Genomic DNA, 13093 nt, shown 5'->3' on the forward strand with positions numbered 1-13093 from the left:
CGTGGCTGCTGCTGAATTTGACATCCCAGAAATCAAGGACGACATCGAGGTTCCCAGGCTTCACGAAGGCGTCATGTCGCATGTCAAGTCCTTCCCTGCGCCCAAGTCGGTTCAGGACTTCATGGGATATCCGCATGAACTGGGCGAGGACTGGAAAGAGCGCGCAATCGACAAGATGGGCGACCTGCTCGGCAAGTATCGCTCGCTGAAGGTTTTCCTCGATGCGTGTGTGCACTGCGGTGCGTGCACCGACAAGTGCCACTATTACCTGGGCACCTCGGTTCCCAAGAACATGCCGGTGGCACGCCAGGATCTGATGCGTCAGGTCTACCGCCGTTACTTCACTACAGCGGGCAAGCTGTTTCCCAAGCTGGTGGGCGCCAAAGACCTCACCAAGGAAATCCTCGACGATTGGTACAGCTACTACCATCAGTGTTCGGAATGCCGCCGCTGCTCGGTGTACTGCCCCTACGGCATCGACACGGCCGAGATCACGATGGCCGGCCGCGAGATACTTAACCACGTTGGCATGGGTCAGAAGTATTCCAACGAGATTCTCGGCAAGGTGCAGAAGATCGGCAACAACCTGGGCCTGCCTGGTCCCGCGCTGATCGACACCCTGGAAGGACTGGAAGAGGACATCGAAGCCGACACCGGCGTGCCGGTCAAGATGCCGATCGACGTGAAAGGCGCTGAAGTGCTGCTGATCACGCCGTCTGCCGACTTCTTCTCCGAGCCGCATGTTGAATCGCTGATCGGCTATGCCAAGGTATTCCACGCGGCGGGCATCAACTGGACCCTGTCCACGCATGCGGCAGAAGCGGGTAACTTCGGCCTGTTCAACGGCAACTACGAAACGATGCGCAAGGTTGCCATGCGGATCAGGGATGCCGCGCTGGAGCTTGGCGTCAAGCGCATCGTCGTCGGCGAGTGTGGCCATGCCTGGCGCGTCGCCTACAGTTTCTGGAATACGCTGACCGGTATCGGCTATGGCGGCAACGATCCTTTCTCGATCGAACTGCAAAAGCAGCTCGATCCGACCTATCCGCAGCCGCAACATATTTGCGAACTGACCAACGATCTGATCAAGTCCGGCAAAATCAAGGTCGATCCGTCAATGAATGATGATCTGATCGTGACTTACCACGATTCGTGCAACGTGGCCCGTGCGTCGCGCATGGGTACTGAACCCGGCGGGCAGTTCACCATTCCGCGCGAACTGATCAAGTCGGTGGTGAACAACTTCCACAACATGGCGGACGACACCATCTATGAAGCCACGTTCTGCTGCGGCGGCGGCGGCGGCGTGCTGACGGACGACCTGATGGAAGTGCGCGTCAAGGGTGCGTTGCCGCGTGCTACTGCACTCAACAATGTGGTCAAGGAATACCAGGTCAACTTCATGGCCACCATCTGCGCCATCTGCAAGGCGCAGTTCACCAAGGTTTTGCCCAAATATGGCTTCGACATGAGCATGGTGGGCGGTGTGCATCAATTGGTTAGCAAGGCGATCAAGCTGGACTGAGTTGGGTCACAGAACTGATTGCGATTTATCTATCTTTAGTTACGTAGGCGTTAGGAGAACCAACATGGCTGTCACGACGAACAAAGCAAAAACCGAAGGCGTTACATGGCGTCGTTATAAGGATGGCGAGTCAGACGCTGACTTCCGTTCCGCACAGGACAGGATTTTCCAGTCGAGCTGGACGCACAAGTGCCCGGAATACATGCTCTCCACGCCGCCTTGCCAGGGTTCCTGCCCGGCCGGTGAAGACATTCGCGGCTACCTCAACATCGTGCGTGGCATCGAAAAACCGCCCGCAGGTGTGACCTGGCAGGAATATGCCTTCCGCCGCATCACCGAAGCCAACCCTTTCCCCGGCGTGATGGGCCGTGTCTGCCCCGCACCGTGCGAATCCGGCTGTAACCGCAATCAGGTCGAAGACCACGTCGGCATCAACTCGGTCGAGCACTTCGTCGGCGACTGGGGCATCGAAAACAACATGACCTACACGTCGACCGCTGCCGAAACCGGCAAGAAGGTTGCCGTGATCGGTGCGGGCCCAGCCGGCCTGGCCGCCGCCTACCAGCTGCGTCTGCGCGGCCATGGCGTGACCATTTTTGACGAGCACGAAGAGCTCGGCGGCATGATGCGTTACGGCATTCCCGGCTTCCGGACCCCGCGTGAAATGCTCGATGCGGAAATCAATCGCATCATCGCGCTGGGCGTAGAAACCCGCCTGAAAACCCGTATTGGTTCCGACGTCAGCTTCGAACAGCTGGAAAAGGATTACGACGCCATCTTCATGGCGATGGGCGCCCAGGCTGGCCGTCCGCTGCCGGTTCCCGGTGCTGAGGCTCCCAACTGCGTGACCGCTGTTGCTTTCCTGCGCGCCTTCAACGAAGGCCGTCTGCAGCACGTTGGCAACCGTGTGGTGGTCATCGGCGGCGGCGATACCTCGATCGACGTCGCCACCGTCGCCCGTCGTCTGGGCAATGTCACCAAGTCGGGTACGCACGACGAACGCCCGGAAGCCGTGATTGCCGGCCACATGGCATCTGATGTCGCCTCGATCTCCGCACGCGAAGGCGCCGAGGTGGTACTGGTGTCCCGCGCCACCATCGACAAGATGGCCGCCAACAAGCACGAAGTCGAGCATGCCCAACAGGAAGGCATCGAGATCATCGGCGGCGTGACCCCGGTTGCCGTGGTCGTCGACGCGAATGGTCGTGCCACCGCCCTGCGCGTGGCCGACTTCGTGATGGAAGGCAAGGAAACCAAGATCGTCGAAGGCACCGAGCGCGACCTGCCGGGTGACCTGATCGTTTCCGCGATCGGCCAGGGCGTCGATTTCACCGGCCTCGAGAAATTCAACAACAACAACGGCTTGATCAAGGCCGACAAGAACTATCGCTTCCCCGGCAGCGAGAAGATCTTCGTCGGTGGCGACGTGATCCGTCCGCACCTGCTGACCACCGCAATCGGCCATGCATCCATCGCCGTCGATGGCATCGATGCCTATCTGGCCGGCAAGGAACTCGACAAGCGTCCGAAGGTTGACGTCCACCACTTCGACGAAATCCGCAAGTGGCTCGAATCCGGCCACGAGTACAGCGAAGTCAAGGGCCAGATCTGGGGTACGTCGGAGCGCAAGGACATCCTGCACAACTTCGAAGACCGTTCGGCGCGCCACATCATTCCGCACAACGAACTGTTCCTTGGCCACTTCCCCAATGTTCCGCGCAACATCCGCGAGGTGACCGTGCTTGACAAGGAAGGCGCGCTGGGCAACTTCGAAGAGCGTCTGCATGCCCTGTCGGACAAGGCTGTCATCGACGAGGCCAAGCGCTGCATGTCCTGCGGCCAGTGCTTCGAATGCGACAACTGCGTCGTGTACTGCCCGCAGACCGCCGTGTTCAAGGTCAAGAAGAAGGACAACCCCACTGTCGGTCGTTACGTCGATACCGACTACGGTAAGTGCATCGGCTGCCATATCTGCGCCGACGTTTGCCCGACCGGCTACATCGTCATGGGTATGGGTGACTGAGCGTGGCAGGCAAGATCAAACGCCTCCTGGCTTTGGGGGCAGTCGTGTTGACGACTGCGGCCCTGGCCTGGGCCGGGTCGGATGACCAGCCCAAGGCCAGTGGCGCACCCAAGCCCGTGATTACGAAGGCTGTCAAGGGCGAGCAGTGCGTCGAACCCAATGACTTCATGCGGCGCAATCACATGAAAGTGTTGCTGCATCATCGCGATGAGACTGTGCTTGAAGGTATCCGTACCAAGAAATACAGTCTCAAGGAATGCATCAATTGCCATGCCAGTGAAAAAACTGGCAGCGTTGCTGCGTCCAAGGACGACTTTTGCGTGAGCTGCCACAGCTATGCGGCTGTGAAAATCGATTGTTTCGATTGCCACTCCACCAAGCCGCAGGGCTCGATGGCGATGCACCCGTTGAACGCTGAGACGGCGCATTACGCGCACAAGCTTGCGGCCCAGGCCAATAGCAAGATCAGCGCGGAAGAGATGGCTGGGATTGCCCAATGAACGATATGAAATCGATGTCCGACAATACGCCCAGTTCACCCGAGCGTCGTCGTTTTATCAGCGTCGCCACGATGACGGCGGCAGGCGTGACCCTGGCCCCTGGCGTGATGTTGATCGACGTGGCGCATGGTCGTCCTGAAGAGCAGGCTGCCAGCAGCGCGGTGCGTTGGGGCATGCTGGTCGACGCGACCAAATGCGCAAGCGGCTGCGACGAGTGTGTGTCCGCCTGCAGTACAGAAAACGGCTGGACCCCGGTGGCTGAAAGCAAGCATCCCAAGCAGGCGCCGCAATGGATCCGCAAGCTGGAATTGCAGGACCCGCTGACCCAGGCAGAAACCAATCTGCCCATGATGTGCCAGCATTGCGAAGAACCGCCATGCGTGGACGTGTGCCCGACCGGCGCCTCGTTCAAGCGTGCTGACGGCATCGTGCTGGTCAACCGCCATACCTGCATCGGCTGCCGCTACTGCATGATGGCGTGCCCTTACAAGGCGCGCTCGCTGGTGCACGAGCCGCTGAACGATACCCAGAAGCCGGATGTGCCGCGTGGTATCGGCTGCGTCGAAGCCTGTACGTTCTGTGTGCAGAAAGTCGATCGCGGCGACGGTACGACGGCATGTGTCGAAGCGTGTACGGCCTCGGGTCACAACGCCCTGGTGTTCGGCGACATGAACGACCCCGAAAGCGAGATCTCCAAGCGCCTGCGCGAACTGCCGACCAAGCAGGTGCGGGCCGATCTGAATCTCAATGTCGGCGTTCGCTATCACGGAATCTAAAACAACATGGCAAGCATCACTTTCCGCGAAGTAGAAGGCAGCAGCATGAAGTACTGGCTGCTGTTCGGAGGCATCGGCCTCTTCGTACTGTTCGGCTTTTTGTCCTATTTGTACATGCACCATCACGGCCACGTCGTGACCGGCATGGACAACCAGATCGTCTGGGGCCTGCCGCACGTATTTGCAGTGTTCCTGATCGTGGCCGCCTCGGGCGCACTGAACGTCGCGTCGATCGCGTCGGTGTTCAACAAGCCGATGTACAAGCCGTTGGCACCGCTGTCGGCCATCCTGGCGCTGGCACTGATGCTGGGCGGTCTGCTGGTGCTGGTGCTCGACCTCGGTCGCTCCGATCGTCTGATCGTGGCGATGACGCACTTCAACTTCAAGTCGATGTTCACCTGGAACGTGTTCCTTTACTCCGGCTTCTTCGCGCTGGTGGGCATCTACCTGTGGACCATGCTGGATCGTAACGTCAAGGCCTACTCCAAGGCGGCCGGCACGGCGGCATTCATCTGGCGGCTGACCCTGACCACCGGTACGGGTTCACTGTTCGGTTTCCTGGTTGCACGCGAGCTGTACGGGACCTCGATGCTGGCGCCGATGTTCATCATCATGTCGTTTGCCTACGGCCTGGCCATCTACCTGATGGTGCTGGTCGCGGCCTACGCCTGGACCGGACGGCCGCTTGGCGATGCCGTGATGATGCGATTGAAGAGCCTCCTCGCGGTATTCGTCGCAGCAGTGCTCTACTTCGTCGTGGTATATCACCTGACCAACCTGTACTTCGCCAAGCTGGGCAGTGTCGAAAGCTTCATCCTGCGCGACGGCGGCATCATCACCACCTTGTTCTGGGTGGGGCAGATCGTAATCGGCTGTGTCGTTCCGCTGGTCATTCTGCTGAGCGGTCTGGGCAGGCAGCGCAGCTGGATCATGATCGCCAGTGCGCTGGTCATCCTGGGCGGTATTGCGCAGATGTACGTCACCATCATCGGGGCCCAAGCCTATCCGCTGGACATGTTCCCGGGGATGACGATGAAGAGCAGCTTCTATGACGGGGTGATCCACGAGTATTCGCCGACCATGGCTGAACTCTTCCTGGGGCTGGGTGGCGTCGCCATCGCGCTGCTGGTCACCACCTTTGCCGTCAAGGTACTGCGTTTGCTGCCGGCCAATCTGGACGATGCCACGATTGCCAAACTGGAACATTGATGCATAACCTGCCGGGCGCCAGTCTGGCAGGGATCGTCCGGAATGAACCAGCAAGCCACATCAAACGATTCTGACAAGCGCGGGGCTCCAATGCCCCGCGTCTTCATTTCTGCCGCGCACAAATCGTCGGGCAAGACCACGCTGACGCTGGGCTTGTGCGCTGCCCTGCATGCGCGTGGCCATGAGGTTCAGCCGTTCAAGAAAGGCCCGGATTACATCGATCCCCTGTGGCTGGGTATGGCGGCACAGCGCCCCTGCTACAACCTCGATTTTCACATGATGCAGCGCAGCGAAATCGAGCGGCAGTTCGCCCGTGCCGCAGCTGGCGCCCACATCAGCCTGATCGAGGGAAACAAAGGGCTGTATGACGGCCTCGACCTCGACGGCAGCAACAGCAATGCCGCGCTCGCCAAATTGCTGGGTGCGCCGGTGGTGTTGGTGATCGACGCGCGCGGCATGACACGCGGGGTAGCGCCGTTGATCCTGGGGTATCAGGCGTTCGATCCGGACATCCGCATCGCCGGCGTCATCCTCAACAATCTCGGTGGCAGCCGGCATGAATCCAAGCTGCGCGCGGTGATCGAGCATTACACGGATGTCGAAGTGATCGGCGCCGTCCAGCACGACGCCAGCATGCAGATCGCCGAGCGTCATCTGGGTCTGGTGCCGGCCAACGAGCAGCAGGCTGCACGGGCGCGCATCCAGCACGTAGGCGAGCGGGTCGCCGCCCAGGTCGACCTCGATCGGCTGCGGGCCATCGCCGACAGCGCGCCCGCACGTGAGGCGCCGGACGAGCATCCAGCCCCGGCAGCGGGGGTGCAGGTGCGGGTGGCAATCGCCCACGACCCGGCCTTCGGTTTCTACTACAGTGAGGATCTCGACACTCTCCGTGCATCCAATGTCGAACTGATCGAACTGGATACGCTGCATGCGGACACGCTGCCTGATGTGGACGGACTCATCATCGGGGGCGGCTTCCCTGAAGTGTTCATGGCCGAACTGGAGGCCAATGTTTCCTTGCGCAGCCGCATTCGACGCGCCATCGAAGCCGGGCTGCCCACCTATGCTGAATGCGGGGGCCTGATGTATCTGTCGAGACGGCTCGACTGGCAGGGAAAGCGTTGCGAGATGGTGGGGGTGGTGCCAGGCGACACGGTGATGCATGATCGTCCCGTGGGGCGAGGCTACGCGCGGCTGCAGCCCACTGGCGACGATCGCTGGCAGGAAACCGCCCCGATCCCCGCACATGAATTTCACTATTCCAGCTTGGAAAATCTCCCGGCCGACTCCATCTATGCATATCAGGTCAAACGTGGCCATGGCATCGATGGCGTACATGACGGCTACCAGCAATACAATCTTCTCGCTGCTTACGTGCATCGCCGTGGCAGCGGGGAACGGGGCTGGATCGCGCCTTTTCTGAACCAGGTGCGTGCGCATAAGGCGCGCGCTGCCGCTTAATTACCGAGGGATGAACCCATGATCAAGATCACCGACGCTGCTGCCGCGCAGATTCGCGCCGCCAACAACAATCCGGATGTATTCGAGATGATCCTGCGGGTGGCTGCCTATCAGGAGGACGACGGCAGCGTGAACTACGGCATGGGCTTCGATACCGAACGCGAGGCCGACGAACATCTCGTCGTCAATGGAATCGAAATCCTGATTGCCGCGTCCAGCACGCCGTATCTGCAGGGCGTAACGCTCGATTTTGTCGAAATGAATCCAGGCGACATGCGCTTCATCTTTATCCCGCCCTATTCGGCAGAAGACGGACCCGAGTCCGATTCAGAGCCGGACGCTGACGCCACCTCCGCCGAGTAAGCCATGAATTACCTGCCGATTTTCCTTGACCTGCGCGATCGCCACTGCCTGGTGGTGGGCGGTTCCGAGACAGCCGCACGCAAGGCCGAACTGCTGCTGCGTGCCGGTGCGCGCGTCGATGTCGCTGCGCCCGCTTTGCACGAAGGCTTTGGGCGCCTGCCGCATGCCGATTGCCTGAACCGCGTGGCGGATGTCTTTACGCCCGACCTGCTCGATGGCAAGGATGCGGTGATTGTGGTCGAGGAGGATGCGGCCGCCGCCAAGCTTGTCGCGGACGCGGCGCGGGCACGGCATATTCCGGTGAACGTGGCCGACAAGCCGGCATTGTGCAGCTTCATCCTGCCGTCGATCATCGACCGTTCGCCGATCATGGTGGCGGTCTCGAGCGGCGGCGAATCGCCGGTGCTCGCGCGTATGCTGCGAGCGCGGCTGGAAACCCTGGTCCCGGCTGCGTATGGCCGCCTGAGCGCACTGGCTTCGCGCTACAAGGATCGTGTGCGTGCGGCGATCAAGCCGGAACAGCGACGCGCGTTCTGGGAGAAAGTGTTCCTCTCGCCGGTTGCCGAAATGGTGTTTTCCGGTCGTGATGTCGAGGCCGAGGCGCAGCTTCAGGCCATGATCCAGGACGGTGCCGAGCATACGATCAGCCGCGGTGAGGTCTATCTGGTTGGTGCCGGCCCGGGCAATCCCGACCTGCTCACCTTCCGCGCCCTGCGCCTGATGCAGCAAGCTGACGTGATCGTTTACGACCGCCTGGTCTCGCCGCCCATCCTCGACATGTGCCGGCGCGACGCCGAGCGCATCTACGTCGGCAAGGAGCGTGACGACCACGCAGTGCCGCAGGAAGAGATCAACCTGATGCTGGTGCGACTGGCCAAGGAAGGCAAGCGCACGCTGCGGCTGAAGGGTGGCGACCCCTTCATCTTCGGTCGTGGCGGCGAGGAGATCGAAACCCTGGTCGAGCACGGCGTGCCGTTCCAGGTAGTGCCCGGCATCACCGCCGCCGCCGGCGTGGCATCCTACGCAGGCATCCCGCTCACCCACCGCGACTACGCGCAGTCGGTCGCCTTCGTCACCGGTCATCTGAAGGAAAACACCTTCAACATGAACTGGGAAGGCATCGCGCGCACGGACCAGACCATCGTCATCTACATGGGGCTGAAGGGCCTGCCGATGTTGTGCGAGGCGCTGATCAAGCACGGCCTGACGGCTGCCACGCCGGCGGCCATCATCCAGCATGGCACGCTGCCGACGCAACGCGTCATCACCGGCGATCTCACCACGCTGCCCAAGCTGGCTGAGCAGGCCGGGCTCAAGGCGCCGACGCTCATCATCGTCGGTAATGTGGTCAAGCTGCGCGAAAAGCTCGGCTGGTATCAGCCCGAGCTGCACAGCGAGCAGGCCCATCTCACCCCGCTCGAGGCGGTGGACCACTTGCGCTGAATCGTTCGACCGGTACGCGATTTCAGGGCCGGGCGGCTGCAGCGCCCGGCGTGTCGTGCCGAAAGCCGGCGCACTTAGACGTGTGCCTCGGCCTGTTCCTTCACGCATTCGCTTACGCGGCGCACCATGCTGTTCGCCAGCTCACGTTCTCCCACCAGGACATCCACGCTTTGTTCGCGCCGTAGCAGCGCAGCCTCGTCTTCACAATGGCTACGCACCAGGATATGGATGCGAGGGTTGAGCGTCCGGGCGATCTCGATCATCTTGCGCGCCTGGAAGGCGTCGGGAATGGCGATGACCAGCATCAGTGCGCGTGCGATGTGTGCCTGGATCAGGACGGCCGGTTCGGAGGCATCCCCGACAACGGCGTGAATGCCGCGGGTCCGCAGTCTTTCCACTTCCTCGCGCTGCTGCTCGGCAACCACATAGGGCTGGCCCTGGGCATCAAGTGCTTCCGCGATATGACGGCCAACGCGGCCGTATCCCCCCAGTACGATGTGGCCGGTGAGCGTGTGCGGCGTGACGTCAGCGGGCAGTTCGGCCAGCGGGTCGTCGCGCTGTTCCAGTTTGCGTGCCAGTTTCGAACGTGCGCGGATCCACGTCTGTGCGGGTTCGATGACCGTGAACACCAGGGGATTGAGCGCAATCGAGATCAGCGCGCCGGCCAGAATGAGGCTTTGCCCCTCGGCAGGCAGCACACCGAGCATCACGCCCAGGCCGGCCAGGATGAAGGAGAATTCGCCGATCTGCGCGAGGCTCGCCGAGACGGTCAGCGCGGTATTGAGCGGATAGCGGAAGGCCAGCACCAGCAGGAACGCCGCCAACGACTTGCCGAACACGATGATGGCAACCACGGCGAGTACCTGCAGCGGCTGCGCCAACAACACGCTCGGATCGAACAACATGCCGACCGAGACGAAAAACAGCACGGCAAAGGCATCGCGCAGCGGCAGTGTCTCCTCGGCGGCACGGTAGCTCAACGCCGATTCGCGTAGCACCATGCCCGCGAAAAACGCACCCAGCGCAAAGGAGACGCCAAACAGCACGGACGAGCCGTAGGCGATGCCGAGCGCCGCGGCCACCACGCACAGCGTGAACAGTTCGCGCGAGCCGGTGCGGGCAACCTGCCACAGCAGCCAGGGAAAAAAGCGTCGTCCGCCTACCAGCATCAGCCCGATGAACAGCGCGACCTCCCCGAGCGTGATCGCCAACGTGGCCAGCAGCGAATGATCGCTTGCCGTCCCGGGAGTGTTGCCGAACACCTGGGCCAGCGGTGGCAGCAATACGAGCACCATCACCATCACCAGGTCTTCCACGATCAGCCAGCCCACTGCGATGCGGCCGTTCGGCGTGGCCAACGCTCCCAGGCTTTCCGGCCGAACACGATGCCGGCCATCAGGTTCCAGCCCCACCAGCTGGCCAACGCTACGCCCATCGCAGTCGCCACGGCAATCTGGACTACGGCGCCGGGCAGGGCGATCTTCTTCACCGACAGCAGGTCATCGAGCGAGAAATGCAGGCCCACGCCAAACATCAGCAGCATGACCCCGATTTCCGCGAGTTGGCCCGCAAGCGCGGTATCCGCCACGAAACCTGGAGTGAAGGGGCCGATCACGATGCCGGCCAGCAGATAGCCGACCAGTGCGGGCAGCCGCAAGCGAACGGCAATGAAACCGAATATCAGCGCCAGGCCGAGCGCGGCAGCAATGGTGGTGATGAGTTCGACGCTGTGTGGCATGGCAGGTGAGCAGATGAAGCTTTAGCGGACACGAGTGGTTTAGTGTACTGGATGCAAATTCATTTCCCGACGCGTTTATCGTCGTCGTGGTGGCTGGCCCATTCGCGAGTCGCGTCTAGAATAAAGGATGGAGTTATCCTGTAAGAGCCCCTTATGACCACGACGCTTACCATTGACGGCAACGAAGCCGTTGCCCGCATGGCCTACCTCGGCAACGAGGTGATCGCGATCTATCCCATCACACCGGCATCCAGCATGGGCGAATGGGCGGACGAATGGGCCTCGCAGGGCAGGCCCAACCTGTGGGGGGCGGTGCCGAAAATCATCGAGATGCAGTCGGAGGGGGGGGCTGCTGGCGCGTTGCATGGCGCGCTCACGTCCGGCGCGCTGGCGACCAGCTTCACGGCCAGCCAGGGCCTTCTACTGATGATTCCCAACCTCTACAAGATCGCTGGCGAACTGACGCCTTTCGTCCTGCACGTCGCGGCGCGCACGCTGGCGACGCATGCGTTGTCGATCTTCGGCGACCAGTCCGACGTCATGGCCTGCCGTGCCACCGGCTGCGCCATGCTTGCCGCCAATTCCCCGCAGGAGGCGCAGGATTTCGCGGTGATCGCGCAGGCGGCGACCTTGGCGGGACGCATTCCCGTCATCCATTTCTTCGACGGCTTCCGGACTTCGCACGAGGTGGCAAAGATCGCTGCGGTCGATGCGGAAACCGTGCGCGCGATGATCGATGACGATCTGGTGGCGGCGCATCGGGCACGCGCGCTGTCGCCGGAGCATCCGGTGCTGCGCGGCACCTCGCAGAATCCCGACGTGTTCTTCCAGTCGCGCGAACGTGCCAATCCCTACTACGATGCCTTCCCCGGCATCGTGCAGGACGCGATGGATCGTTTTGGCGAACTCTCCGGACGCCGGTACACGCTGTTCGACTATGTCGGAGCGACGGATGCCGAACGGGTGATCGTGCTGATGGGCTCCGGCGCCGAGACCGTACACGAGACAGTCGAGCATCTTGTCGCGCGTGGCGAAAAGGTGGGTGTGCTGAAGGTGCGACTGTACCGGCCGTTTTCACCGGCGGCGCTGCTCGAGGCATTGCCGCCAACCGTCACATCCATTGCCGTTCTCGATCGCTGCAAGGAACCCGGCGCCGATGGCGAACCGCTCTACAAGGATGTGCTCGGCGCGCTGGCGCAGGCCTCGGCAGATGGCCAGCGCAGCATGCCGCGCGTGATCGGTGGCCGCTATGGGCTTGCCAGCAAGGAATTCACGCCAGCCATGGTCAAGGCGGTGTTTGACGAACTGGCCGCCGCCACACCGAAACGCCAGTTCACCGTCGGCATCCACGACGATCTCACCCACCTGTCACTGCCATGGGACACCGCCTTCCGCACCGATGCGTCGCGGCAGTTGCAACACGCCGTGTTCTGGGGGCTCGGCGCCGACGGTACGGTGTCGGCCAACAAGAATTCGATCAAGATCCTCGGTGAGGCCACCGACCTGCAGGCCCAGGGCTATTTCGTCTACGATTCGAAAAAATCCGGTGCCGTCACGGTGTCGCACCTGCGTTTTGGTCCGGCACCCATCCGCTCCACCTATCTGGTCGAACCAGGCATGGCCGGATTCGTCGCCTGCCACCAGCCGATGTTCGTCGACCGCTATGAATTGCTCGAACACGCCGCGCCCGACGGGGTTTTCCTGCTCAACACGCCCGCGTCGCCGGACCAGGTATGGGATACGCTGCCGCAGACATTGCGCGCACAGATGCGGGAGAAACATCTGCAGTTGTGGACGATCGACGCCTACGCCGTCGCCGCGGAGGCCGGCATGGGACGGCGCATCAACACCATCATGCAGACCTGCCGGCATCCTGCCGAAGGACGAGGCGATCGCCGCGATCAAGCAGGCGGTCGACAAGACCTACGGCAAGAAGAGCCGCCGGCTGGTCGAGTTGAATTACCGTGCCATCGACATGACCTTGTCCAGACTGCACCAGGTTGCGATTCCCGCCCAGCGAGCCTCAAACGTGGCGCCCGGACCGCTTGCTGAAGC

At 61.8% G+C, this 13093-nt stretch carries 9 protein-coding genes and 1 pseudogene; 9 read left to right on the forward strand and 1 reads right to left on the reverse strand.

The features are described 5' to 3' along the window. Position 1: 1 nt before the first annotated feature. The 8 genes from dsrK (at position 2) to cysG (ending at position 9300) form a co-directional block, all read left to right on the forward strand. Positions 2–1525 (forward strand): sulfate reduction electron transfer complex DsrMKJOP subunit DsrK, encoded by a 1524-nt coding sequence (gene dsrK / locus ABT23_RS09385; RefSeq protein WP_296634135.1) that lies wholly within the window; start codon positions 2–4, stop codon positions 1523–1525. A 64-nt stretch (positions 1526–1589) separates the two neighbouring features. Next, positions 1590–3548 (forward strand): NAD(P)-binding protein, encoded by a 1959-nt coding sequence (locus ABT23_RS09390; protein ID WP_296634138.1) that lies wholly within the window; start codon positions 1590–1592, stop codon positions 3546–3548. Positions 3549–3550: 2 nt separating this feature from the next. After that, a complete protein-coding gene (locus ABT23_RS09395) occupies positions 3551–4048 on the forward strand; it encodes a hypothetical protein (protein ID WP_296634140.1) in 498 nt (165 codons plus the stop codon). Then, positions 4045–4824, forward strand: coding sequence for a sulfate reduction electron transfer complex DsrMKJOP subunit DsrO (dsrO, locus tag ABT23_RS09400; RefSeq protein ID WP_296634143.1), 780 nt, complete (start codon positions 4045–4047; stop codon positions 4822–4824). Before ABT23_RS09395 ends, dsrO begins: the two co-directional genes overlap by 4 nt. 6 nt (positions 4825–4830) lie before the next feature. Continuing rightward, positions 4831–6033 carry an NrfD/PsrC family molybdoenzyme membrane anchor subunit gene (nrfD, locus tag ABT23_RS09405; RefSeq protein WP_296634145.1) on the forward strand — a complete coding sequence of 401 codons (1203 nt, stop codon included), beginning with the start codon at positions 4831–4833 and terminating at the stop codon, positions 6031–6033. 90 nt (positions 6034–6123) lie between these two features. Continuing rightward, positions 6124–7494 (forward strand): cobyrinate a,c-diamide synthase, encoded by a 1371-nt coding sequence (locus ABT23_RS09410; protein WP_296634148.1) that lies wholly within the window; start codon positions 6124–6126, stop codon positions 7492–7494. Between the two features lie 18 nt (positions 7495–7512). Continuing rightward, positions 7513–7857: an iron-sulfur cluster biosynthesis family protein gene (locus tag ABT23_RS09415; RefSeq protein WP_296634150.1), complete on the forward strand. Its 345-nt coding sequence runs from the start codon at positions 7513–7515 to the stop codon at positions 7855–7857. 3 nt (positions 7858–7860) lie between these two features. Then, complete coding sequence (cysG, locus tag ABT23_RS09420; protein ID WP_296634153.1) at positions 7861–9300, forward strand: siroheme synthase CysG; 1440 nt, start codon at positions 7861–7863, stop codon at positions 9298–9300. A 74-nt stretch (positions 9301–9374) separates the two neighbouring features. Here the strand turns inward: cysG and ybaL are convergent. Next, a pseudogene (ybaL, locus tag ABT23_RS09425) lies at positions 9375–11038 on the reverse strand (YbaL family putative K(+) efflux transporter). A 153-nt stretch (positions 11039–11191) separates the two neighbouring features. Here ybaL and ABT23_RS09430 point away from each other — a divergent pair. After that, positions 11192–13090: a 2-oxoacid:acceptor oxidoreductase family protein gene (locus tag ABT23_RS09430; protein ID WP_296634156.1), complete on the forward strand. Its 1899-nt coding sequence runs from the start codon at positions 11192–11194 to the stop codon at positions 13088–13090. The last annotated feature ends 3 nt before the right edge of the window (positions 13091–13093 follow it).

Source organism: Thiobacillus sp. SCN 63-57, assembly GCF_001725555.1.
Taxonomy (GTDB): Bacteria; Pseudomonadota; Gammaproteobacteria; order Burkholderiales; family Thiobacillaceae; genus Thiobacillus.